The organism is Kribbella italica, assembly GCF_014205135.1.
GTDB lineage: Bacteria > Actinomycetota > Actinomycetes > Propionibacteriales > Kribbellaceae > Kribbella > Kribbella italica.
Genome location: NZ_JACHMY010000001.1, coordinates 6,818,605 through 6,841,858, shown reverse-complemented (window position 1 = coordinate 6,841,858; position 23,254 = coordinate 6,818,605). Strand labels below are relative to the sequence as shown.

Annotated in this window: 22 protein-coding genes; 11 read left to right on the top strand and 11 right to left on the bottom strand. The window is 69.2% G+C overall.

Annotated elements, in window-relative coordinates; translation table 11 throughout:
• The first annotated feature begins 70 nt into the window (after window positions 1-70).
• A complete protein-coding gene (locus HDA39_RS31935) occupies window positions 71-1,489 on the top strand; it encodes a tetratricopeptide repeat protein (protein ID WP_184801529.1) in 1,419 nt (472 codons plus the stop codon).
• A gap of 128 nt (window positions 1,490-1,617) precedes the next feature.
• Entirely contained in the window at window positions 1,618-2,601 is a 984-nt protein-coding gene (locus HDA39_RS31930; protein ID WP_184801527.1) for a BTAD domain-containing putative transcriptional regulator, read from the top strand.
• Here the strand turns inward: HDA39_RS31930 and HDA39_RS31925 are convergent.
• Complete coding sequence (locus HDA39_RS31925) at window positions 2,585-3,409, bottom strand: nitroreductase/quinone reductase family protein (protein WP_184801525.1); 825 nt, start codon at window positions 3,407-3,409, stop codon at window positions 2,585-2,587. The genes HDA39_RS31930 and HDA39_RS31925 overlap by 17 nt on opposite strands.
• A 235-nt stretch (window positions 3,410-3,644) precedes the next feature.
• Here HDA39_RS31925 and HDA39_RS31920 point away from each other — a divergent pair, with 235 nt between their 5' ends.
• Window positions 3,645-4,241, top strand: coding sequence for a TetR/AcrR family transcriptional regulator (locus HDA39_RS31920; RefSeq protein ID WP_184801523.1), 597 nt, complete (start codon window positions 3,645-3,647; stop codon window positions 4,239-4,241).
• 420 nt (window positions 4,242-4,661) lie between these two features.
• Here HDA39_RS31920 and HDA39_RS31915 read toward each other — a convergent pair whose 3' ends face one another.
• From HDA39_RS31915 to HDA39_RS31900, 4 genes are all read right to left on the bottom strand, one after another.
• Window positions 4,662-5,564 carry a carbohydrate ABC transporter permease gene (locus HDA39_RS31915; protein WP_184801521.1) on the bottom strand — a complete coding sequence of 301 codons (903 nt, stop codon included), beginning with the start codon at window positions 5,562-5,564 and terminating at the stop codon, window positions 4,662-4,664.
• A complete protein-coding gene (locus HDA39_RS31910) occupies window positions 5,557-6,501 on the bottom strand; it encodes a carbohydrate ABC transporter permease (protein WP_184801519.1) in 945 nt (314 codons plus the stop codon). Before HDA39_RS31910 ends, HDA39_RS31915 begins: the two co-directional genes overlap by 8 nt.
• Window positions 6,498-7,772, bottom strand: coding sequence for an extracellular solute-binding protein (locus tag HDA39_RS31905; protein WP_184801517.1), 1,275 nt, complete (start codon window positions 7,770-7,772; stop codon window positions 6,498-6,500). Before HDA39_RS31905 ends, HDA39_RS31910 begins: the two co-directional genes overlap by 4 nt.
• Before the next feature lie 111 nt (window positions 7,773-7,883).
• Complete coding sequence (locus HDA39_RS31900) at window positions 7,884-8,969, bottom strand: LacI family DNA-binding transcriptional regulator (protein ID WP_184801515.1); 1,086 nt, start codon at window positions 8,967-8,969, stop codon at window positions 7,884-7,886.
• A 90-nt stretch (window positions 8,970-9,059) separates the two neighbouring features.
• Here HDA39_RS31900 and HDA39_RS31895 point away from each other — a divergent pair, with 90 nt between their 5' ends.
• Both HDA39_RS31895 and HDA39_RS31890 read left to right on the top strand, forming a co-directional pair.
• On the top strand, window positions 9,060-9,689 hold the full coding sequence (locus tag HDA39_RS31895) for a DUF624 domain-containing protein (protein ID WP_184801513.1): 630 nt from the start codon (window positions 9,060-9,062) through the stop codon (window positions 9,687-9,689).
• Window positions 9,690-9,745: 56 nt separating this feature from the next.
• Window positions 9,746-11,236, top strand: a complete 1,491-nt coding sequence (locus HDA39_RS31890) for an MFS transporter (RefSeq protein ID WP_184801511.1) — start codon at window positions 9,746-9,748, stop codon at window positions 11,234-11,236.
• Between the two features lie 4 nt (window positions 11,237-11,240).
• Here the strand turns inward: HDA39_RS31890 and HDA39_RS31885 are convergent, their stop codons facing one another.
• Window positions 11,241-11,660 (bottom strand): hypothetical protein, encoded by a 420-nt coding sequence (locus HDA39_RS31885; protein ID WP_184801509.1) that lies wholly within the window; start codon window positions 11,658-11,660, stop codon window positions 11,241-11,243.
• A 122-nt stretch (window positions 11,661-11,782) separates the two neighbouring features.
• On the opposite strand from HDA39_RS31885, the gene HDA39_RS31880 reads away from it, so the two are divergent.
• The gene (locus HDA39_RS31880; RefSeq protein ID WP_184801507.1) at window positions 11,783-14,239 is read left to right on the top strand and encodes a Tex-like N-terminal domain-containing protein; all 2,457 of its coding nucleotides are present in this window, start codon (window positions 11,783-11,785) and stop codon (window positions 14,237-14,239) included.
• 165 nt (window positions 14,240-14,404) lie between these two features.
• Here HDA39_RS31880 and HDA39_RS31875 read toward each other — a convergent pair whose 3' ends face one another.
• The gene (locus HDA39_RS31875) at window positions 14,405-14,797 is read right to left on the bottom strand and encodes a helix-turn-helix domain-containing protein (RefSeq protein ID WP_184801505.1); all 393 of its coding nucleotides are present in this window, start codon (window positions 14,795-14,797) and stop codon (window positions 14,405-14,407) included.
• Window positions 14,798-14,836: 39 nt separating this feature from the next.
• Between HDA39_RS31875 and HDA39_RS31870 the strand changes: the two genes are divergently transcribed.
• Entirely contained in the window at window positions 14,837-16,060 is a 1,224-nt protein-coding gene (locus HDA39_RS31870) for an MFS transporter (RefSeq protein ID WP_337925979.1), read from the top strand.
• Here the strand turns inward: HDA39_RS31870 and HDA39_RS31865 are convergent.
• Both HDA39_RS31865 and HDA39_RS31860 read right to left on the bottom strand, forming a co-directional pair.
• Window positions 16,057-16,830: a GNAT family N-acetyltransferase gene (locus HDA39_RS31865; protein ID WP_184801501.1), complete on the bottom strand. Its 774-nt coding sequence runs from the start codon at window positions 16,828-16,830 to the stop codon at window positions 16,057-16,059. The genes HDA39_RS31870 and HDA39_RS31865 overlap by 4 nt on opposite strands.
• A 341-nt stretch (window positions 16,831-17,171) precedes the next feature.
• Window positions 17,172-17,600 (bottom strand): winged helix-turn-helix transcriptional regulator, encoded by a 429-nt coding sequence (locus tag HDA39_RS31860; RefSeq protein ID WP_184806735.1) that lies wholly within the window; start codon window positions 17,598-17,600, stop codon window positions 17,172-17,174.
• A gap of 70 nt (window positions 17,601-17,670) precedes the next feature.
• Here HDA39_RS31860 and HDA39_RS31855 point away from each other — a divergent pair, with 70 nt between their 5' ends.
• The 3 genes from HDA39_RS31855 (at window position 17,671) to HDA39_RS31845 (ending at window position 19,939) form a co-directional block, all read left to right on the top strand.
• Entirely contained in the window at window positions 17,671-19,050 is a 1,380-nt protein-coding gene (locus HDA39_RS31855; protein WP_184801499.1) for an MFS transporter, read from the top strand.
• Between the two features lie 392 nt (window positions 19,051-19,442).
• Window positions 19,443-19,631 (top strand): hypothetical protein, encoded by a 189-nt coding sequence (locus HDA39_RS31850; RefSeq protein ID WP_184801497.1) that lies wholly within the window; start codon window positions 19,443-19,445, stop codon window positions 19,629-19,631.
• Window positions 19,628-19,939, top strand: coding sequence for a recombinase family protein (locus HDA39_RS31845; protein WP_184801495.1), 312 nt, complete (start codon window positions 19,628-19,630; stop codon window positions 19,937-19,939). The genes HDA39_RS31850 and HDA39_RS31845 overlap by 4 nt, the downstream gene beginning before the upstream one ends.
• A gap of 145 nt (window positions 19,940-20,084) precedes the next feature.
• Here the strand turns inward: HDA39_RS31845 and HDA39_RS31840 are convergent, their stop codons facing one another.
• Window positions 20,085-20,855 carry a hypothetical protein gene (locus tag HDA39_RS31840; RefSeq protein ID WP_184801493.1) on the bottom strand — a complete coding sequence of 257 codons (771 nt, stop codon included), beginning with the start codon at window positions 20,853-20,855 and terminating at the stop codon, window positions 20,085-20,087.
• A 453-nt stretch (window positions 20,856-21,308) separates the two neighbouring features.
• Complete coding sequence (locus HDA39_RS31835) at window positions 21,309-22,091, bottom strand: methyltransferase domain-containing protein (RefSeq protein WP_184801491.1); 783 nt, start codon at window positions 22,089-22,091, stop codon at window positions 21,309-21,311.
• A 188-nt stretch (window positions 22,092-22,279) separates the two neighbouring features.
• Here HDA39_RS31835 and HDA39_RS31830 point away from each other — a divergent pair, with 188 nt between their 5' ends.
• Window positions 22,280-23,149, top strand: a complete 870-nt coding sequence (locus HDA39_RS31830) for an aminoglycoside phosphotransferase family protein (protein WP_184801489.1) — start codon at window positions 22,280-22,282, stop codon at window positions 23,147-23,149.
• Window positions 23,150-23,254 lie beyond the last annotated feature (105 nt).

Here is a 23,254-nt window from a genome sequence, read left to right as displayed (position 1 = left end):
ACCCGGGGTTCAACCCTCGTCGAATGTCGCACACTGACAGTGACGAGGCCTGCGCTGGGGAGAGGGACCGATGAGCTACACGCCGCAATACGCCTGGCAGCCGCCACCACCGCAGCAGCCGCCTCCTGCACCGAAGGTGGATCCGCTCGCGGTCGCGGTGGGGAACGCTTCGCTGCTCGGTCTCGGGTACGTGATGATGAAGCGCTGGGGCCTCGCGATCCTCAACCTGATGGTCGTCGGCGCCCTGCTGATCTTCCTGCTGGTGCTGAAGCAGACGTGGTGCGAGATCGCGCTGGTCGGCTGGTGGGTGCTGGTCATCGCGCACGGGCTGTTCCTGGCCTTGCGGGCGCCTCAGAAGGAATCAGATCTGACCAAACGGCTGGTCGCGCTCGGCATCACGATCCCGATCCTGCTGACGATCGGATTCGTCCGGTACGACGCCGGCCGGATCGCGGGCGAGGTCTCCGACGCGCGCGAGGCGGGCGACTGCGCCAAGCTGACCGACGCCCAGGAGGAGCTGTGGTTCGGGCACCGGCTCGTCGACGCGCCGGGTACCGAGAAGGGCGACGCGGAGGTCCAGCTGTGCGGTCGCCTGGACGACGCGAAGGCCGTGCTCGCCACCGGGTTGACCGGTGACTACACCGCGCTCGAAGACGGGTTTGGCACCCTCGGCTCGGTGCTGGCCGAGCCCGGCCACGACAAGGGCGTCGACCTGACGCTGAAGGGCTGGCTCGACGACCTGCCGGTGGCGGACCCGTGCCGGACCGTCCGGGTGACCGACTGGCTGCGGCAGCGTAAGGCGACCAACAACCTCCTGGACCAGTCGAAGGCGACCGTGACGAAGACGGCCCCGGCGGCGATCGTCGGGTGCGCGGATCGGCTGATGGGGCAGAAGAGCTGGGACGCCGCGCGTTCGTCGTACCAGCAGCTGGTGACGCAGTACCCGAAGGACTCGCGGGTGGCGAAGGCGAAGGCGGGCATCCGGCAGGCGACGCTGGCGATCGAGCTGACCAACGTACGCAATCTGCTGGCGAGCAACTCGTACTGCTCCAACCCCGCGAAGTTCAGCGGCGCCCGGCCGTACGCCGGCGGCTTCAACTCGGGGATGTTCGAGGGCGACGACGAGTACACCAAGCGGCTCCCGGCCTCGTGGCGGGCGAGCGACGCCAGCAACGCCGTCATCGTCGTCTGCGCCGAGGACGCCGTGGACGGTACGTCGCTGCGGACCTGCCCCTACCGGAGCGAGCGGAACCCGCAGAACATCTCCGACGTCACCTTCCACAAGGTCGCAGTCCCGGTGAAGGTCTACGAGCTGCGCACCGGCCGGGTCGTGTCGAACGCCCGGGTGCAGATCGACGGTCCGGACTGCCCGGTGCGGATCACCTACTCGACGTACCTGACCAGCTTCGACTACCCTCCGTCGAGCCTGCAGGTCGTCCCGTCCAACACCAACGTCCAGGCCGCCTTCCGGTACCTGTTCCTGCGCTGACTCTCAGTGATCCTTTCGGCGGTTACCGTGGCCGGAGGGATCACTGGGGGAGGTCGCTGGTGGGTTGTCAGGTCCAGGTCGGGTTGCTGGGACCGCTGCAGGTAGCAGTCGACGGACAGCCTGTACTAGTGACCGCTCCGGGCCAGCGGGCCTTGCTGGCCGCACTGGCGGTGCGGACCGGCTGGGTCGACGCAACCGATCTGACCGGTCAGCTGTGGGACAGGCGGCCGAGCAATCCGCGTGCTGCGCTGCAGAACGCCGTGCTGCGGTTGCGGCGGGCGCTGGGAGTGGAGCAGGTGCAGTCCGGGCCTGCCGGGTATCAGCTGGTCGCTGAGGTGGACGTACGCCGGTTCGAGGAGCTGTGCGCCCAGGACGCGGTCGACGCCGCGCTGGCGCTTTGGCGCGGAGAACCGTTGGTGGACTGCGGGTCTGAGGTCCTGCGCCGCACGTTCGTCCCGACGTTGACCGAGCGCTACCTGGGGGCTGTGGAGCGGCGGGCCGACCCGCTGCCTGACGAGCTGCAGGAGCTGGCTGGGCGCCACCCGTTGCGGGAGTCGTTGTGGGCGCGGCTGATCGTCGTACTGGAGCAGCTGGGCCGGCGGGACGAGGCACTGAACGCCTACGAGGCAGTGCGAGCGCATCTGGCCGAGGAGCTCGGGGCGGACCCGTCGGAGGAGTTGCGGGAGGCCTACCGGAGGCTGAGCGAGCTCCCGGTGGGTGATGACGGCTTGAGCGCCGTACGGCGAGGTAGTGGTCTGGCTGTCGTGTACGGCGAAGGTAAGACCGCGCTGGTACGGCAGTGGGCTCGGGAGCAGAGCTTCCCCGACGGGGAGATTCGCCTTGATTTGCAGGGGTCTGCCGCAGGGTGCTCCGACCTGCTGCGCGCGGTCGGCGTGACCGAGATCCCTGAACGGCTCGAGGAGCAGTCCGCACTCTTCCGGACGGTGACCGCCGGGCGGCGGATGCTCGTGCTGCTCGACAACGCGCGCGACGCCGAGCAGGTGCGGCCGTTGCTGCCGGGTCGAGGCCCGATGGTCGTGGTGACCAGCCGGGCCCCGATCCAGGGCCTGCAGGTGCGCGAAGGCGCGGTGGCGATCAGAGCAGGGGGATGAGGATCGCCTCCTCGGTGTCGAGGTGGGTGGTGAGCTCCGCGATCAGGCGATCGACCTCGGGCAGTACGTCGACCGGGCGGCCGGTGCCGATCAGTTCCTGCAGCTCGTCGAGCAGCAGGGCAATCTTGTCGTGGTCGGCCTGCAGGGCGCCGATCTCCTTCGAGAGTTCGGGATAGCGGTCGAGCAGGGCGGGGAACATGCCCAGATTCTCGCCGGTGTGGTGATTGTGCAGGCCCTGGCAGAGCGTGAGGCAGTTGATCCGGAGCTGGGCGCCGAGGCCGACTGCGTTGGCGCCCGACGCTGCGATCTCCTTGCGGATCAAGGCGAGTTCGCGGCGGAAGGCGCCGTGGATGAGCTGCAGGTACTCGCCGAAGGAAGAGACGTTCGGCGGACCGGCCTCGACCTGGGTGAGGGCGACGACCGGGATCGACCGAGTGGTCTGGCGCTGGTACTCACCCCAGCCTGCGTCGGCCTCGACCAGGCGGGCGAAGGTCTCGTCCCGTTCGGCGCCTTGCAGGACAGTCGCTTCGGCGTCGTACGTGAAAGCGCCGGTCTCGATCGTGACGCGTGGGTTGGCGCGCAGGTTGTGGTACCAGTCGGGGTGCTTGGGGCCGCCACCGGCCGAGCCGACGACGAGCACGCGATCGGCGGTGTCGGGGTAGTACCCCAGCACTGCCGTGTGCCGGCGGCCGGTCCGGGCGCCGGTGGTGGTGAGCAGGAGCAGCCGGGCACCGTCGAACGGGCCTCCGACCTGGCCTTGGTTGGCGCGGAACTCCTGGATGATCTGTTCGGTGAAAGCGTTCGGCATTCAAGACCTTTCGGGAAATGGGCATGACGAAGTGGCCCGCGAGTGAGCGCGGGAGGGGGTACGGCGCAGCGCAGACCGCAGTTGTGGAGTGGAAGAAGGCGCGGCAGAACTCACACGCCGATCAGGTGGAACAGGCGGGCCGCGATCGGCCCTCGCCGCGCTCAGAACGCGGCCGGGAACCCTACTCGTACTTGGCTCGAAGCCGACCCGGCAGTCACGTCAGGAATCGTACGGCATGGCGGGGCGCAAGAGAACAGGCTTCTTCCTGGGGAAGAATGGCGCGGTGGACGAGATCCCGTTGCGCGACCGGTTGGTGCTGGCCGGCGTCGAACTGCTCGAGGAGGAAGGGCTCGCGGCGTTGTCGTTGCGGGCGATCACTCGGCGGACCGGGGTTTCGCACGGAGCGCCGCGGCGCTACTTCCCGACCCACAACTCCTTGCTGGCGGCGATCGCGGCGACCGGGCTGGCCGATCTCGCCGGGCGGCTGACGGCGCCGGCCGACGGTGCGGCCCGTGACCAGCTGGTCGAGCTCGGCCGGCGCTACCTCGCCTTCGCCGCCGAACGCCCCGCGATGTTCGAGCTGATCTTCCGCCACGACCTGCTCGAAGGTGCTGGAGGCAACCTTCGGACGACGACCCTGCCGCTGCTCGAGTCCCTCACCCGGATCGTCGCCACCGTGGCCCCCGCCGACGCTGCCGAGCGGACCGTCGGCCTGTGGACCAGCCTCCACGGCCTCGCCGTCCTCCGCGCCACCAAGACCCTGGACCTGGTCCTCGGCACCACCCAGCTCGACACCTTCGTCACCCGCGCCGTGGACGCCCACCTGAGCTGAGCGGCCGCGATCGTCACACAGCGTAAACACGAAGACCCGGAACGCGACAATTCGGTGTTCCGGACCGTTCAGGACTGAAATCCTCCGGGAATCTCCTGAAAAAGGTGGAGGAAACGTGTAACGGACTTCACCTTGGGACGATAAAAGGGTCGAGCGGCCTGGCTGGGGGGCTTGGTGGACGCTCCGGTGCTTCTTCGGGATCACCGGTTTGTGGAGGGGGCCCCAGCAGGTGCTCGCCCGGGGCGGGGCGAGCACCTGCAGAGGGGCACCTTCCGAAATGGGGGGTAGTAAATGGGGGAAGTAACAAGGGGGGAACACGGGGAACTCTCTAGGGGGGCCTGAGAGCGAACCACCGAAAAGAGCCGGCGTCGACCAGGTGGGTCGACGGCGGCTCTTCTCGTTCGTGCGAGCCCTGGAGGGCTACCCCTTGATGCCCACGTTCGCCATGCCCTCGACGAACCGCTTCTGGGCGAAGACGAACATCACGATCATCGGCAGCGTCGCCAGCGCCGTACCGGCCATCAGGTAGGGCCACTGCACCTCGGCCGGGTTCTGCGCGAAGATCGCCAGTCCCAGCTGCAGCGGGCGCAGCGCGTCCGACGTGGTGATCATCAGCGGCCAGAGGAAGCCGTTCCAGGCCGCCTCGATCTGGAACACGCAGATGGTGATCAGGGCCGGCTTGATCAGCGGCGTCATGATCCGCCAGAAGATGCCGAACTCCCCCAGCCCGTCGACCCGGGCCGCCTGGGCCAGCTCGTTCGGGATCGAGACGTAGAACTGCCGGGCCAGGAAGGTGAACAGCGGCGCCGCCCCGAGCGGGATGATGAGCCCCCACCAGGAGTTCAGCCACCCGATCCCGCCCTGGCCGAGGATGTTGTTCCCGCCGAACAGCGGGATCGACTTCACGATCAGGAACAGCGGGACCAGGATGATCTGGAACGGCACCATCAGCAGCAGGATGAAGTAGCTGAGCAGGGCCTTCGCGCCGCGGATCGGCAGCTTCGCCAGCGCGTAGCCGGCCGTCGTACAGACCGCGAGCGTGAACGCCGTCTCGCCGACCGCGATGATCAGGCTGTTGCGGAAGTAGCGCAGGAACGGCGCCGTCTGCATCGCCTCGACGAAGTTGTTCCAGCGCAGCTCGCCGGGCAGCCAGGAGAACTTGGTGATCTCCAGCTCGCTCTTGAACGCCGTCAGCACCATCCACAGGAACGGCGTGATCATCAGGATCGCGCCGACCGTCAGGGCGACGTACAGGACGATCCGGCCGGTGCGGACCGTGGACTCCTTGGTCTCGCTGACCACGGACACCGTTGCGCTAGTCATTGACATCCGCCCTCTGCAGCAGGCGTCCGAGACCGATGAAGACCGCGATCAGGATCATCATGATCACCGTCTCGGCGGACGCGTAGCCGAGTCGGAGTGCCTGGAACGCGTTCTGGTAGATGTCGAGCACCAGCACCGTGGTTTCGGTGCCGGGACCGCCCTTGGTCATCACGTAGACCAGGTCGAACACCTGGAAGGTGCCGACGATCGACGTGATCAGGACGAAGAACTGGACCGGTCCGAGCGCGGGCCAGGTGACGTTGACGAACCGCTGCCAGCGGCCGGCGCCGTCCAGGGACGCGGACTCCACCAGATCCCGCGACACCCCCTGCAGCGCGGCCAGGTAGATGATGATCTTGGTGCCGAGCCCCTGCCAGATGCCGACCACCATCAGCGACGGCAGCGCCGTCCCCGGGTCGGACAGCCAGGAGCTCGGCGCGAAGCCGAACAGGCTCAGGAACCCGTTGGCCAGCCCCGAGCCCGGGTTGTAGATCCACAGCCAGATCGTCGCCACCGCGACCGTCGCGGTGACGGTCGGGATGTAGAACGCGGTCCGGAAGAAGGCGAGTCCGCGGATCTTCTGGTTCAGCCCGAGCGCGATGAACAGCGAGATCGCCATCGAGATCGGGATCACCACGACGGCGTACAGGATCGTGTTCTTCAGCGCGGCGCGGAAGTCGGCGTCGTTGAACAGGTCGGAGTAGTTCTGGAAGCCGACCCAGGCCCAGGAGTCACCGAAGCTGTAGTCGGTGAAGCTCAGCCCGATCGCGAAGATCACCGGGATCACGATGAAGATCCCGGAGTGCAGCAGCGCCGGGGCGATCAGCACCCAGCCGGCCCGGACCTGGCTGCGGATCAGCTTGCGACTGTCCTTGCCGGGGGCAACCGTACGGGGCGCCGTCAGGGCGGGACTCGGACGTTCGAGGGTCGCGCTCATCGGGACTGTCCTGCCAGGTTGGCCAGCACCTTGGCGGGATCCTTCTGACCGAGGACCGCCTGGGTGAGCTGGGAGTCGAAGTTGAACCGCATCTCCAGCCAGTTCGACGGCGGGCTGTTCTCGTTGACCGTGAACGGCAGACCCTCGGCGACGAACTTGCTCAGCGGGTTCGACTTGGCCTGCGGCGAGTTCGCGGCGTCCTTGTACGCCGGGAGCTTCTTGTTCAGCTTGGCCATCGCGTCCAGGGTGGCCGGCTGCGTCAGCGACTCGATGAACGCGAAGCCCGCGTCCTTGTGCCGGCTGCGCGAGCCGATCGAGGCGAGGTCGCCACCGACGTACTCGATCTCCTGGCCGCTGTTGAACCGGAAGAACTTCAGGTCGTCGCAGGTCGCCTGGCCCAGGCCCTTCTCGGAGCAGTCGATCGCGCCGCCGACGATGCCCATCGCCGCCTCGCCGCTGTAGACCAGAGGCTGCTGGGCGGCGTTCTGCTGCCCGTACTTCTGGACGTTGTTGATCATCGACTTGATCCAGTTCAGGGTCTCCAGACCCTTTTCGTTGTTGAAGTTCGGCTCGTTGTTCACGTACAGCGGCGTCCCGGTCGAGGCCAGGAAGGTGACGAACGGCTGGCGGAAGCTGGTCGCGCCGGCCAGGTCGAACCCGCTGCGGGTGATGTTGCCGTCCTGGTCCCGCTTGGTGAGCTTCTCGGCCGCGACCTTGATCTCGGCCAGCGAGGTCGGCGGGTCGTTCGGGTCCAGACCGGCCTCCTTGAACGCGCTGATCCGCAACGCCACGGCGCGGGCGTCGGCCAGCAACGGGTAGGCGTAGATCCGGTCCTGGTACGAGACCGCCGGGATCAGCGCCCCGGTGCTCTTGGTCTTGATCACGTCCGGGGTGATCCCGTAGTCGCCGAGATCGGCGAAGATCCGCTTGGCCGCGAACGGCTGCACCCAGCCGACACCGGTCACCATCACGTCGTACGGGATGCCGGCCGCGATCGAGGTCGAGATCTTCTCGTTCAGGTTGTTGTACGTCGCGAAGTCGGGCTCGACCTTCATCTTCGGATACTTCTTCGAGAAGTCCGCCACCACCTTGGCGAACTCCTTGCGGCCCTCGTTGCTGGCCGGGAACGACGGGAGCAGCACCCGCAGTGTCCCGGTCGCCTCGGCAGGCGGGACACCGTCCGTACTCTTGTCGATCACCCCGTTGCCACAAGCGCTCGCGACCAGTCCGACCGCGGTCACCAGCACCGCCAACCCAGCACTACGTTTCACAGGGGAACTCCTTCGCTGCCGTGTGCTCCCAGTCAGGTCACGACCGGCGCACCGAGTGCAGCGAAAGTATGGGAAAGGGCTTTCCCCGTCAATACCCTGGCGCTCGAATGATCAAATTCGATCAACTGAGACCTGGCCCAGTGCCGCCCCGCAGGACTCTCGGACGCGGAGTTCCGGCAGGAGGCTCAGGTGCTGGGTCGCCGAACGCCGGCCGGGGCCCGCCTTCAGGCGGCGGAGCAGGAGCTCGCAGGCGGTCTGGCCGAGCTGGAGCTTGGGTGGGCAGACGGCAGTGAGCGGTACGACGGCGAGGGCCGCGGTCTCGTCGTTGTACGCGATCACGGACAGGTCGTCCGGGACGCGGAGGCCGCGCTCCATCGCGCGTTCGACCAGGCGCGCGGCGTGCTCGTCGGAGTGGACGAGGACGGCGTTGGCGCCGTGGGACTCGCACTCGGCCAGGAAGGCGTCCAGCTGGGCGATGGTGTCGGGGTCCTCGCCGCGGGCGGGCAGGGCGACCGGTGAGACGAACAGGTCGGCCCCGAGCGCCGTCGCCGCCTCCGCGATCCCTTTCCGCAGCCAGTACGCCGTGACGCTGGCGTTCAGGTTGATCCCGATCCGGCGGTGACCGAGCGAGACCAGGTGACGCAACGCGAGCATCGCGCCGTACGCGTGGTCGGTCCGGACGTGGTCGTACTCGTTGCCGACGTCGGGGAAGCCGAACGCGCGCTCCATCAGCACGACCGGTACGTCGATCGCGTCGAGCCGGCGGCCGGTCTCGGCGGCGCGGTTGTCGCCGAGCGCGGTCGCGAGCAGCAGGCCGGCGACGCCGAGGCTGAGGATCTTGTCGATCCGCTCCTGCTCGACCTGGACGTCGTACCCGGAGACACCGAGCACCAGGCGTGCGCCGTACCGGTCGGCCATCGCCTCGGCGCCGCGGATCACGTCGGTGTAGTAGAAGGTCGAGCTGGGCACGACCAGGCCGACCGTCAGCTGGCTGCCCGCGGCCGAAGCGCCCGCCGGGCCCGTCCCGACCGCGCCGCCGTGCACCCGCCGGAGCATTCCGGCGGCGTCCAGCTCGGCGAGATCACGGCGTACTGTGATCGCGGAGACGCCGAGTTCGGCGGCCAGTTCCGCCACCCGGAGCCGGCCGTGCCGGCGCAGGCTTCGCAGGATCAGCTCGTGGCGCTCCGGTGCAAGCATGCGGCTCGGCCCCCCTGTGCGCTGTGATCTGCTTGTGATTGTTTGTGATCATACGATCATCTCTGTGCCGATGAACCAGGAGGAACCGGTGTGAGCGACGCCACCAGCCGGACCAACGTCGTGCTGTCGAAGCTCTCGCTGGTCGGCGACCTGCTGATGCTGCAACTGGTCTTCCTGCTGCTGAGCCTCGGCATCGTCACGCTGTTCCCGGCGGCGTTCGCGTTCCAGCGGGTGCTGCCGTACGCGATCGGGCAGGAGCATCCCGCGCTGATGCGCCGGTTCTTCACCGAGTTCAAGTGGTGCTTCAAGCGCTTCTGGCTGTCCGGACTCGCCCTGTACGTCGGCGGCGTGGCCCTCGCGTTCGGGCTGTTCTTCTGGGCCTCGACCAACGGCCCGGTCCGGATCTTCGCGCTGGCCGTCCTGGTTCCGCTCAGCGGAATGATCGTCGGGCTCTACCTGAGCACGCTCGCCGTGATGCCGCAGGCCGGGGACGACGCGACCACGCGCAGCGTCTTCCGTACGGCGAACCTCTTCCTGCTGCGCCGGTCCCTGGCGGTCGCAGGCGGGGTGGTCGGGCTGGCCACGTGGTTCCTGGTGGTCGGCCGGCTGCCGACACTGTTCGTGATCTGGTCGGGACTGGTGCCGGCGCTGCTCGCGTACTGGATCTCGCGGCCGCCGCGGACCCGTCGGGAAAATTCTTCGGAGACCGTGTCAAATTGAGCCGCTCTGGTTCGACGTAGGGGTGTAAGCAACCTACGGACCAGAGGAGAACCAGCATGTACGCGACCACCGAATCCCTGGCGACGACGCCGGCCGTGCAGGGCAGCGGCAGGTCCCGCTGGCTCGCCCTCTACACGCTCTGCGCGGGCATGTTGATGATCGTGCTCGACGTGACCGTCGTGAACGTGGCCCTGCCCGCGATCCAGGACGACCTGGGCTTCACCAGCTCGTCGCTGGCCTGGGTGGTGAACGCCTACCTGATCGCGTTCGGCGGCCTGCTCCTACTGGCCGGGCGGCTCGGTGACCTGCTCGGACGGCGGAACATCTTCGTCGCCGGTCTGGCGCTCTTCACCGCTGCTTCGGTGTGGTGCGGGCTGGCCGGCTCGCAGGAGATGCTGGTCGCCGCGCGGTTCCTGCAGGGTGTCGGCGGCGCGCTGACCTCCGCGGTGATCCTGGGCATGATCGTCACGCTGTTCCCGGAGCCGCGCGAGCAGGCCAAGGCGATCGGCGTCTACGCGTTCGTCGCCTCCGCTGGTGGGTCGATCGGTCTGCTGGCCGGCGGTGTCCTGACCCAGGCGATCAGCTGGCACTGGATCTTCTTCATCAACCTGCCGATCGGGATCGCGACGGCGTGGCTGGCCGTGCGGTTGATCGGTCAGGACAAGGGGCTCGGTCTGGGCCGCGGGACCGACGTACCGGGTGCTGTGCTGATCACCGCCGCGCTGATGGTCGGCGTGTTCACCATCGTCAGCCCGGCCGCCGAGCTCGGCTGGACCGCGCCGCGGACGATCGCACTCGGTGCGCTGACGCTAACGCTGCTGGCCTGCTTCATCGTCCGTGAGTCGACCGCGGCCAACCCGCTGGTGCCGCTGCGGATCTTCCGCTCCCGCACGCTGACCGGCGCGAACCTGATCCAGGCGCTGTCATCGTCCGGGATGTTCGGCATCTTCTTCCTCGGTTCGCTCTACCTGCAGCGGGTGCTCGGGTACGACGCGCTGGAGATCGGGCTGGCGTTCCTGCCGACCACGCTGATGATGGGCCTGCTGTCGGTCAAGTACTCCGAGAAGCTCGTGATGCGCTTCGGCCCGCGCCGCCCGCTGATCGCCGGCCTGTCGCTGATCGTGATCGGGCTGGTCCTATTCACCCAGGCACCGGTCGGCGGAAGCTACGTCGTCCACGTCCTCCCGGTCCTGGTCCTGCTCGGCCTGGGCGGCGGCATCTGCTTCCCGGCCCTGATGGGCCTGTCGATGGCCGACGTGAAGCCCGAGGACGCCGGCCTCGCTTCCGGCCTGATCGGCACGACGGCCGAGGTCGGCGCTGCACTCGGCCTGGCGGTCCTCGCCACCCTGTCGGCCACCCGCACCGAGTCCCTCGCCACAGCCGGCAAGCCGGCCCTGGACGCGCTGACCAGCGGCTTCCACTACTCCTTCGCGGTAGCCGCCGGCATCGTCGCCGCGTCGGTGGTCATCGCCTGCACCCTGATGCGGCCCACTCGGGAGGCCGTCGAGACGGACCAGCAGACCGACGAGGTCCTGGAAGCCGCCTGAGTCGTCAGCTCGTCGGCCCGTCGTCCACCCTGGACGGCGGGTCGACTGCTGTCCGGGCGCGGCGCCTCTGTTCTCCGAAGCCGCCGGCGGCGATGCCGATCGGAACCGCGATCAGCAAGCTGGTCCAGCTCCCGAGGACGAACGACAGCAGGATGAAACAGCTGAGCGTCATCAGCACGGCGCCCAGCAGGCCGTCCAGGACCGGGTGGTCCTGGGAGCGATCGCCGTACAGAAATTTCTCTCCGACGGTGTTCCCGAGGGCGAGCAGACAGAAGAACGCCGCGAACGCGATCGCCTGCGGGGTGTGGTCGTCGCGCAGCTGCACGAGCATCACCACCGCAATGACCACGGTGAAGTAGCGCACCAGGCGTGGTGGCGGCACCAGCGAGCCGTCCTTGAACGCCTTCCGGCCGATCCCCCTCATGAGTTCGGATCATGAGGCTCGGGCGCGGGTTTGTCCACAAGGTTGGGGGGCGCAAGTCGCCGTTGGTCGGTGGGATGGGGAAGGATGGCGGCAGTCAGTTGGACGTAGAGGGGAACGGCACAGTGGGTTTGCAGTCGATCGAGCAGCGGATCGCCGATGAGCTGGAGGTCGGGGTCGGGCAGGTGAAGGCGGCGGTCGGGCTGCTGGACGAGGGCTCGACGGTCCCGTTCATCGCGCGGTACCGCAAGGAGGTCACCGGGGAGCTCGACGACGCGCAGCTCCGCGACCTCGAGGAGCGCCTGCGGTACCTGCGGGAGCTCGAGGAACGCCGGAAGACGGTCCTGGAGTCGATCGAGAGCCAGGGCAAGCTGGACGACGCCCTGAAGGCCTCGATCCTCGCCGCGGAGACCAAGTCGCGGCTGGAGGACATCTACCTGCCGTTCAAGCCGAAGCGGCGGACCAAGGCGATGATCGCCCGCGAGGCCGGGCTCGAGCCGCTGGCCGACGGGCTGCTGAGCGACCCGACGTACGAGCCGCTGGCCGCGGCGGCGGTGTTCGTGAACGCCGAGCTGGGCGTCGCCGACCCGCAGGCCGCGCTGGACGGCGCCCGCGCGATCCTGGTCGAGCGGTTCGCCGAGGACGCGGACCTGATCGGCGAGCTGCGCGAGCGGCTGTGGAGCCAGGGCCGGCTCGCCTCCGCGGTGCGTGAGGGCAAGGAGACCGACGGGGCGAAGTTCTCCGACTACTTCGACTTCGACGAGCCGTTCGGCAAGATGCCGTCGCACCGGATCCTGGCGATGTTCCGCGGCGAGAAGGAGGACGTGCTCTCGCTGACCGTCGAGCCGCTACCGGCCGGCGTCGAGGCGGACGGCCCGACCGAGTACGAGTCCACCATCGCCCGCAAGGTCGGCGTCGAGAACCAGGGCCGCCCGGGCGACAAGTGGCTGCTCGACACGGTCCGCTGGGCCTGGCGGACGAAGATCCTGGTCCACCTGGGCATCGACCTCAGGATGCGCCTGCGGCAGACCGCCGAGGACGAGGCCGTCCGCGTCTTCGCGGCGAACCTGCGCGACCTGCTGCTCGCCGCCCCGGCCGGCACGCGCGCCACGATGGGCCTCGACCCGGGCTTCCGGACCGGCGTCAAGGTCGCCGTCGTCGACGCGACCGGCAAGGTGACCGCGACCGGTGTCATCTACCCGCACGTCCCGCAGAACCAGTGGGACAAGTCGATCGCCCAGCTGGCCGCGTTGTGCGCCGCGCACCAAGTCGACTTGATTGCCATCGGCAACGGTACGGCGTCGCGCGAGACCGACAAGCTGGCCGCCGAGCTGATCGCGAAGCACCCGGAGCTTTCGCTGACCAAGGCCGTGGTGTCGGAGGCCGGCGCGTCGGTGTACTCGGCGTCGGCGTTCGCCTCGCAGGAGCTGCCCGGGATGGACGTCTCGCTGCGCGGCGCGGTCTCGATCGCCCGCCGACTGCAGGATCCACTGGCCGAGCTGGTCAAGATCGACCCGAAGTCGATCGGCGTCGGCCAGTACCAGCACGACCTCCCGGAGAACTCGCTGTCCCGATCGCTCGACGCGGTGGTCGAGGACTGTGTGAACGCGGTCGGCGTCGACCTGAACACGGCGTCCGCGCCGCTGCTCACCCGGGTCTCCGGCATCACCCAAGGCCTGGCCGACAACATCGTCCAGCACCGCGACGTCCACGGACCGTTCGCCTCGCGGACGGCGCTGAAGGACGTGGCGCGGCTCGGGCCGAAGGCGTTCGAGCAGGCGGCCGGGTTCCTCCGGATCCCCGACGGCGCCGACCCGCTGGACTCCTCCAGCGTGCACCCGGAGGCGTACCCGGTGGTCCGCCGAATCCTCGACAAGACCGGGTCCGACCTGAAGGCGCTGATCGGCAACTCGTCCGCGCTGCGGTCGGTCAAGGCGGCCGAGCTGGTCGACGAGACCTTCGGTCTGCCGACGGTGACGGACATCCTGGCCGAGCTGGAGAAGCCGGGGCGGGACCCGCGGCCGGCGTTCAAGACCGCGTCGTTCGCCGAGGGTGTCGACAAGATCGGCGACCTGAAGCCGGGGATGAAGCTGGAGGGCCAGGTCACGAACGTGGCGGCCTTCGGTGCGTTCATCGACATCGGCGTGCACCAGGACGGGCTCGCGCACGTCTCGGCGCTGTCGAAGAACTACGTGAAGGACCCGCGCGAGGTGGTCAAGCCGGGCGACATCGTCAAGGTCAAGGTCCTCGAGGTCGACATCCCGCGCCAGCGGATCTCGCTGACGCTGCGCCTGGACGACGAGGTCGGCACACCGACCTCGGGCCGCTCGGGCGGCGGCCAGAACCGCGGGTCGAGCCAGGGCGGTGGTCGTGGACCGGGCCAGAGTGGTGGCGGCCGTGGGCCGGGCCAGGGTGGCGGCGGACGCGGGCCGGGCGGCCAGGGTGGCGGCCGTGGGCCGGGTGGACGCGGGCCGGGCGGCGGCCAGGGCGGACGCGGCGGCCAGCAGGGTGACAAGGAGACCCCGATGGACGAGGGCTCGCTGGCAGACGCTTTCCGGAAGGCAGGTTTCACCGTCAGGTGATCGCGAGCGAGTGCTGGAGCGCGGCGAGCGCGTACGACGTGCACGCCCGGCGCGCTCCTGCGTAGCTGAGCGCCCACGACGTACCCACTGCTCGCCTGGGCATCTGCGGCGTACCCCGGTGTGCGGCTGGGTGATTGAGGCTCCGGCCCTCTCAGGGCGGGGCTTCTAGCTTCCCAGGAGGGTTAGGTCGAGGAGGCGGTCGATGTCGCGGGTGGTTGGTTCTCTTCCCAGCAGGTCTTTCAGACCTTCGAGCGTGGTGTGCAGGTCGCGGCGAACCGCTTGTTTTGTTCGCCTTTGAGTGGCCGCCAGCTGGTCGATGACCTGTACGGCGCGGGGGCTGAGGTTGTCGGGGTCGACGCTTGGCTGATCGTCCAGGTCGACTCTCAAGGTGGTGCCCAGGGCTTCGGCCAGGCGGGTGAGGGTGGCGACCGTCGGGTTGCCTCGGCCGTTCTCGAGGTTGGCGATGTACGGGACGGACAGGCCGGCGTCGACGGCGACCGAGGCGATGGTTCGGCCGGCGGTCTTGCGGCGGTCTCTGAGTTCTGCGCCTAGGTCCACAGTCTGCAGACTATCTCTTCAGAACAGTATTGCCTAGGAGTGTTTTGTGAGGATACCGTCGAGCGGGTGAGCATCTGGGGGAACCGGGACTTCCGGTTGGTATGGACCAGCGGGGCCGTCTCAGGCGTCGGGTCCTGGCTGCTGGTGGTGGCGATCCCGTTTCATGTGTTCCAGCTGACGGGGTCGGCGGCAGCGACAGGTTTGACCTTAGCGTTGGAAGCCTTGCCTGCATTGCTCCTCGGGCCCTGGGCCGGCGTGCTGCTGGACCGCTGGGATCTGGCCCGGGCCATGTGGGTGGCCGATCTGGTCAGCGCGGCGGCAGTGGCGGTGATCCTGTTCGCCGATCGGCCGGAGCGGTTGTGGATGATCTACCTGGCGGTGCTGGTCGAGAACATCGCGACCACCGTCTTCAGGCCGGCTTCACGGGCACTGCTGCCGAGCGTCGTCGGCACCGGACCAGAACTCGCAGCCGCCAATGCAGCAAGGGCTTTCGCAGGAAGCGTGACCCGGCTGGGAGCACCACCCCTTGGCGCGCTACTGCTGGCCGGACCAGGAATCACCTTCGTGCTCGCGGTCGACATCGCGAGCTACTTGTTGTCAGCAGCAACGATTGCCGCGATCAGGACCCGGCCGGCGAGAGCACCGCACCAACCACTCCGACCCCTCGCGGGACTCCAGTACGCCGTACGGTCGAAGCCCCTGCGCGGCCTGCTGGCCGGCAACGGCGTCTTCCTGATCGCCAACGCCGGGCTGACCGCGCTGCTGGTGCCGTTGATGGTCGAACGGCTCGACGCACCGGGATACACCGTCGGCTACGTGTTCTCCGGCCTCGGCGCCGGCTACCTGCTCGGCGCCGCGATCAGCGTGAGAGCCCTGTCCTGGTTGGGGATCCGCGATCTGATCGCGGCGACCCAGCTCGCGACCGGCGCGGCGTTCTTCGCGCTGGTGAACGCGCCGAACGTCCCGTGGGCGATCGCGGCCGCCGTACTGATCGGCCTGCCCGGCAGCGTCCTCCTGATCACGACCGAGACGACCGTGCAGCGCATCACCACGCCCGGCATGCTCGCGCAGGTCGGTGCGTTGTTCTTCGCGGTCGACGCGCTGGCGGCGGTCGTCGGCGCGCTTGCCGCACCGGCGATCACCGTGGTGGCAGACCTTCCGGTGACACTCAACCTGCTGGCCGCATCGGCCGTGCTGGCCGCGCCGCTCACGCTGTACGCCGTACCGGGTCATCCGGCGGAGCTGACGCGGAAGCCCTCCTAGACCAGGTCGTCCAGGTGACCGCCGGGGTCGCCGAGGTGCACGGCCGTTGCCTCGGGCGCGTATCCGAGGCGGCGGTAGATGCGGTCGGCCCCTTCGTCGCCGGGGGTGAGCCACGCGAGATCGGCACCGGCGGAGAACGCCTGCTCGGTCGCGTACGCCGTCGCGAGCGCTCCGAGGCCGCGGCGGCGATGAGAGTGCAGGGTGCCGACGCCGGCGACCTCGGTGACGCGGTCGGCGATCGCGGTCCAGGAGGCGGTCGCGACCGGTACGCCGTTGTCGCGGATCAGGACGGCGCCACCGTTGGCGAGGTCGGGCTGGAAGGTGGTGGTGAAGTCCTCGGTCTCGTACGCGTCGGCGGCGACCGCGTTGGAGGCGGCGTGGTCCTCAGGCGTCGCGACGAGCGATGCGGTGATGCCGTCGGGGAACTCGGGGACGACCAGCCCGGCCGGCTCGACGGCGAGGAGCGGCGGGCGCGAGCGGATGATCATGCCGTGCTCGGTGAGGGCCTCGGCGAGGCCGGGATTGGCTTCCTCGATCAGCTCGCCGTGCAGCCAACGGCCCTCGGCGGCGAAGGCCTGGCGGATGGTGTCGAGCGCCCAGGAGACCTCGTCGGGGTCGAACGGCGCCCCGGGGTCGGAGGCGAGCATGGCCGAGAGGAACCACACGTCGTCGTCGTGCAACAGCCCGACCAGCGGGCCGGCAACGATCTGGCGACGGCTCCGGGTGAGCCCTGACAACTGAGCGGCGGCAATCCGCGCGGCAATCCCCATCCCTCGACCCTATCTCCGGGAAAGACAGGGAAAGCACGGGAGCCCCGCGCGCCTGGGGCCGGGGCTGCGGGCGCGGGGAGGGGGCGCGGGTGCGCGGGGCGCGGCGGCGCGGGTGCGCGCGGTGCGCGGCGGCGCGGGTGCGCGGTGCGCGGGGCGCAGGGCGCGGGTTGGTGATGCGCGGGGGCGCGGGGGTGCGATGCGCGGGTGCGCGGTGCGCGGGGACGCGTGGCACGGAGCCCCTGGGGGCAGGACGCCCAGGGCCGGAGGGCAGGAGGCCGAGGACCGGGAGGCCGGGAAGCAGGAGGGCGGAGGACGGGGGCGCGGCGCGGAAGGGTGGCGGACTACACCCCGGCCTTCTCTGCGGCGGTGCGGATGTCGTAGGCGGCGCGGGCCAGGGCGATCTGGTTCTGGTGGGTTTCGGTCCAGTTCACCAGGGACTGGATCGTCGCGTGCAGTGTCACGCCCAGTGGGGTGAGTTCGTAGTCCACGCGGGGCGGCACGACCGGGTGGACGGTACGCCGTACGAGCCCGTCGCGCTCCAACTGCCGCAGGGTCACGGTCAGCATCCGCTGGCTGACCCCGTCGATGGTCTTCTTCAGCTCGGAGAAGCGCAGGCTGCGGTTGTCGAGCAGTGCGATCACCAGCAGGGACCACTTGTCGCCGATCCGGTCGAGGATCTGCCGGACCTCGCAGTCCTCCCGCGTGTCCCACTGGAACGCGTCCTCGGTGCAGCAGGAGTAACCCGGTTCCTTTGAAGTGCCTTCTTCCATACTCACCGATGGTTCCTCACGATGGAGTCAGTTACAAGAGATAACCGACCTAACGATGAGGAACTCAACTATGTCAACCACAGAAGCACCCCACCGACTCGGCGCCCGGGCCTGGGCGGTGCTGCTGGTGCTCTGCGGCGCGATCTTCCTGGAGGGCATCGACATCTCGATGATGGGCGTCGCCCTGCCGTCCATCCGCGCCGAGCTCGGTCTGTCGACCGGCGAGCTGCAGTGGGTGGTCAGCGCGTACGTGCTCGGGTACGGCGGTTTCGTGCTGCTCGGCGGCCGCGCGGCCGACCTGCTCGGCCGGCGCCGGATGTTCGTCGGCTGGCTCGGCGTCTTCCTCGTCTTCTCCGGCCTCGGCGGGCTGGCGAACGACGGCTGGGTGCTGATCCTGGCCCGCTTCGTCACCGGCATCGCGGCCGGCTTCATGACCCCGGCCGGCCTGTCGATCATCACCACCAGCTACCCCGAGGGCAAGCAGCGCAACAAGGCCCTGCTCGTGTACGCCGGAATCGCGGCGGCCGGCTTCTCGCTCGGCATGGTCGTCGGCGGTCTGCTCACCGCGATCGACTGGCGCTGGGTCTTCTTCGCCCCGGTCCTGCTGTCCGCGGTGCTGCTCCCGGCCGCGCTGATCCTGCTGCCGAAGGAACCGGTCAGCACCGAGAAGAAGGTTTTCGACTTCGGCGGCGCGTTCACCCTGACCGGCGCGATGATGCTGCTGGTCGCCACGGTCGTCCGCGCGCCCGACGTCCCCGCCCTCCAGACCGTGCTCACGCTCGCCGCGGGACTCCTCCTGCTCACCCTCTTCGTCGCCATCCAGCGCCGTACGCCGGCGCCGTTGGTCCGCCTCGGCATCCTGCGCAACGCCGGCCTCGTCCGGGCCAACCTCGGCGCGATCGCGCTGGTCGGGTCGTTCGTCGGGTTCCAGTTCATCGCCGTGCTGTACCTGCAGGAACTGCGGCACTGGTCCGAGCTCGAGACCGGCCTGGCCCTGATGGTGATCGGCATCGACTCGGTCCTCGCGCCGACGCTGACGCCGTGGCTGGTCAACCGCTTCGGCAACACCAAGGTGGTGCTCGGTGGATTCGGGTTCGCCGTCGCGGCGTACGCGCTGTTCCTGCCGCTCGGTGCGGACTGGACCTATCTCGCGATGCTGCCGACGTTCCTCCTGCTGGGCCTGGCGTTCTCGCTCGCGTACGGTCCGCTGACGATCGCCGCGACCGACGGTGTCGCCGAGGAGGAGCAGGGCCTGGCGAGCGGCGTGCTCACCACGTCCTTCCAGTTCGGCGCGGCGCTCGGCCTGGCGATCGTCGCCGCCGTACTGGCCGCCGCCGACGAGTTGACGGTCGCCGACTTCCGTACGGCGCTGGTCGTGCCGCTGGCTGCCGCGGTGCTCGGTCTGGCGGCCGGCGCACCAGGCCTGGTACGCCGTACGGTGGCCGCCTGATAGCTCAGGGTTACCTGGACATCCGACAATTCAACGGTCGTCGAATGAGCACCGGCCGGCGGCCGAATCGTTATCGGTAAATCCCTGTGAACAATCTTGACAGGGCTGTACCGGAACGGCCGCCGGAACCGGTCCCAGCGGGCCTGACCAGGGGTTTTCCTTCGCGCCGCGATCCGTTCACCGGGTGCGCCGTAAGGCCTCTGTAAAGGTCCTTCCCGGTCTATTCCCGGGATACCTCTTTTTGAGGTGTTCTTTCCTTACCACCCGTGAGCACGTGAGGTGGGTCACCGGCTTCCTCACTGTCGGCGACCGGCAGCGAGCACACGGTCCCCGTCCCCTCGAGGTGCCCGAGCGTCCCACTCGCCGCCTCACACACCTGAAGGAAAGCCCCCATGACCGAGTCGCTGGAGATCCCCGCAGAGCAGCGCCGCGTGCGGGTCTGGTTCGGCGCTCACACCATCGCGGACCACACCGCGACCGTCGACCAGGCAGCGCAGTACGAGGAGGCCATGCGGCGGCGGTTCGCCTCGCTGCGGGTCACCAACGAGCCCGCTCTCGTCAGCAGCGGCCCGGTCCGATGAGTCCCCGCCCGACGTTGCTCGGTTACGTCCGCGCCGACGCGCTCAGCTGCGCGGAGGAGCTGGCCGCCGCGACCGATGCCCTGGTCGCCTACGCCACCACGGAGGGTTTCACCCTCGGCACGGTCTACACCGAGCGGGACGCCGCCCAGTCCGCCGCGTTCAGCGCGCTGCTGGACGAGGCGAAGCGGACCGACGTACGGGCCGTGGTCGTTCCCACCCTGCAGCACGTCGGCGCGGTCGGATCGCCCGGCGCCGCGCAGCACCTCGAGTTCCACCAGGCCCAGACCTGGGCGGCGAGCCCGAGGTAACCCGAAGACAAGCGGAGCCGGCGTCTTGACCCCTGCATCGGCGCCGGTTCCGCTCTCCAACCCCACAGCTGCACCGGGAGTGCCCGGGTGGTAGTGGACCAACCAAGGCCCCACCGGCTGCTACCGGTGGGGCCTTGTCGTTGCGTCAGGCAATGATCTTGTACCCGTAGCGCTTCATCACCGCGGCCGTCGTCGCGTCGAACCGCCCGGTGACCGGCAGCTTGAACTTCTGCTGGATCTTGCGCGTCATCTGCTGGAAGTGCACCCGCCACGCCACTCCGGCCGGCGGCCTGGTCTCGTGCTTGCCGATCGCCGCGACCTTCGGGTGCGCCGCCCAGGCCAGTACCTGGGCCCGGTCGGCGCCCCAGACGCCGCTCATCGAGTCGTGCGTCCGGGCGTACTCCATCGCGCCGAGCGAGATCGTCGTGTTCGGCTGCGGCGGCGCCTGGGCCGCGGGCGCCGTCCCCGGGTGGTACTTCAGGTAGATTTCCCAGGTCATCCCGTAGTACCCGGGCGGGCCGTCGTCCGCGCCGCGGTTGGCCAGGCCGTTCTTGCACCGCCGGTACTCCGCGATCTGGTGCGCGGCGCCGCGGGACAGGTCCTTGTCGCCGGCCGCGATCGCGTGCACGTGGTACGGCCAGTTGCCCTGCGCCGGCGTCCGCAGCCAGGCGGCGAACCCGACCTGCCGCATCGCCAGGACGACGGCCCTGCGCTGCGCGGCGGTCAGCTTGTCCGCCGCGAGGTCGACCGCGCCCCCGCCGTCGTGCGTCCCGGCCGAGGCCTCGACGCCGCCTTTGTTGTACGAGCCCTGGATGATCGTGAACGGGACCTTGGCCAGCTTCTCGGCCGCCTGCAGCATCGCGACGGTGCGCGTGCACAGGGTCGCGCCCCGCCAGGACATCCTTGCCTCAGGCATCTAATCCCCCGAGGATCCGGGCCGCGTCCTCGGCCGCCCCGAGTGCCTCGAGCTCGTCCAGGTCCGCCTCGGTCAGCTCGTCGTCGTACCGCTGCTGGTCCGTCATCGTGCACCTTCCCCCACCTCACGTCCGCGACCTCCCCTGCCACGGAACCGCGGTCCAGGTTAGGCAGCGCCGGTGGCATCCGTCCATGGCCGACCGCGACCGTTACAGGTCCACGCGTTCGAGGAATGCAAAGTTTTCGCTCCGGAGCGGGTGTGACCGGACAGCGGTGGGGTACCTGTAGTCATGTCCCGCGGTTCAGTCAGCCCCATTCGGGCATGGGTGGAGTTCACCGAGCCGCGAGTTCTCCCACTGAGGGGCGGGAGGGCGACCGAAGAGGACGGGCGCATCCCACGGTGCGCCCGTCCCCTGGCCACCCTTCTCGGCGTACGGCGAAGTCTTGGGTCGCTTCAGATCGCCGAGGCGACGAAGAGGTAGCGGTTGAGGCTGAAGAAGTAGGCCTCCCCTTGGCTGCGCAGTTCGTCGGCCCACGCTTCGGCTTCCGCCTCGGTGATGTCGGCGCGGCCGGGGACGAACGCGGCGACGATGTCGATCAGGCCGGCGCTGTACGTGCGGTGGTCGTAGCCGACGTTGAGCAGCGGGATGACCTGCAGGTGGGTGCGGGTGAAGCCGGCTTTGTCGAGGGCTTCGCCGAGGGACCGCGGCAGGTGCGGGTCCTGCAGGTGCTCCTCGAACGCGGTCAGGACGCGGGCCATCCGCGCGTCGTCGCTGGAGCGCCAGACGATCGAACCCCAGTCCGTGTCGAGCAGCAGGACCCGGCCGGCCGGGCGGAGGACGCGGCGGATCTCCGCGAGCGCGCCCGCGACGTCGTCGACGTACTCGAAGACTTGGGTGGAGACGACGACGTCGAAGTTCTCCGCGCCGTACGGCAGCCGCGCCACCGACGCCGGCTCGAGCTCGAGCGTCGGACCACCCGGTACGTCGGCGCGCGTGCCCGCGATCGCCAGCATGCTGTCGCTGATGTCCACGCCGCAGACCCGGCCGTCCGTCCCGACCTCGCCGGCCATCTCCGCCGCCAGCAGCCCCGGCCCGACGCCGACGTCGAGCACCCGGTCCCCCGGCCGCAACGCCAGCGCCGTCCGCACCACCCGCCGCTGCTCGACCACGTCCGGCGTCGTGTACATCGCCTCGATCTGCCGCGACACCTCCGGGTCGAACTCCAGACTGCTCATGCCCTCCGCCTCAGCACCATGCTGCTCATCATGATCCGCGCGACGCCTCCCCGCGAGACCACACGCAAGGGCAGATCGGGGCTGATCACGTGCGTAATCGCTGCCCTGCAAGGAGTAAGCAACCGGTCATCGGTCCCCTGCCGGAAATACGATCGGCACGGGCGGCGTCAGCGACTAGCGTGCGGGGCGTGATCGAGTTGCCGCAGTCGTTCCTGGAGATGCCCCGATGGTGGACCGAGGGCGCCGAGTGGTTGGCGGGCCTTCCACGCGCGGTCGAGTCGCAGTGTTCGCGGTGGGGTCTGACGATCACCGGCCCAGTCGCCCACGGGTCCAACGCGGTGGTCGTGCCGGTCGAGCGGGACGGCGCCGCGTTCGCGCTCCGCATGTCGCCGCCGGGCGACGAGGTCTCCGAACAGGTCCGAGCACTCCGCTGGTGGGACGGCCGAGGCACAGTCCGCCTGTACGACGCCGACGCCACGCGCGGCGCGATGCTGCTGGAGCTGCTCGGTGAGTCGCTGGACGAGCGACCGGTGGGCGAAGCCGTCGAGGTACTGGGCGGGCTGATGCGGCGCCTCGCGGTGGAAGGCCCCAAGGACGCCTGGTCGACCCAGGACCTCGTCAGAGCCAGCGCCCGGAAAATGGAAGGGCACCTGACCGGGCAGACGAGGGCAGTTGCCCCGCCGTACCTGCTGGCCGCCCTGGACGTAGCCCCCAAGCTCGCCGCCTCAAAGGCCACAGCAGCAGTAAACGGCGACCTGCACTCCGCACAGGTCCTCCGCGGCCGGCGCGAGCAGTGGCTAGTCGTCGACCCGGTCCTCTACCGCGGCGACATCGAGTACGACCTGGCCCGCATCCTGTGGACCCGCCTCGACGAAATGACAAACGACGCGGAAATCCAACAGTGCTTCGACACCGCAGTACGAGCGGCCGCCCTCGACCGCTCGCACGCGCGCGACTGGGTCATCTTCAGAACCGTCGACTACTGGCTCTGGGGCCTCAGCGTCGGCCTGACCACAGACCCGGTCAGATGCCGACGACTCCTGGGCGCCATCCTCTAGGAGCTGGACCGAAGCCCCTGGGCGGACTTCTTCACCGCCAGCCGGCCGCGACTGGGCAACTGTGCCGCCGGCGGCGGGCGCCGTACTCGATCTCAAGGAGCTTGA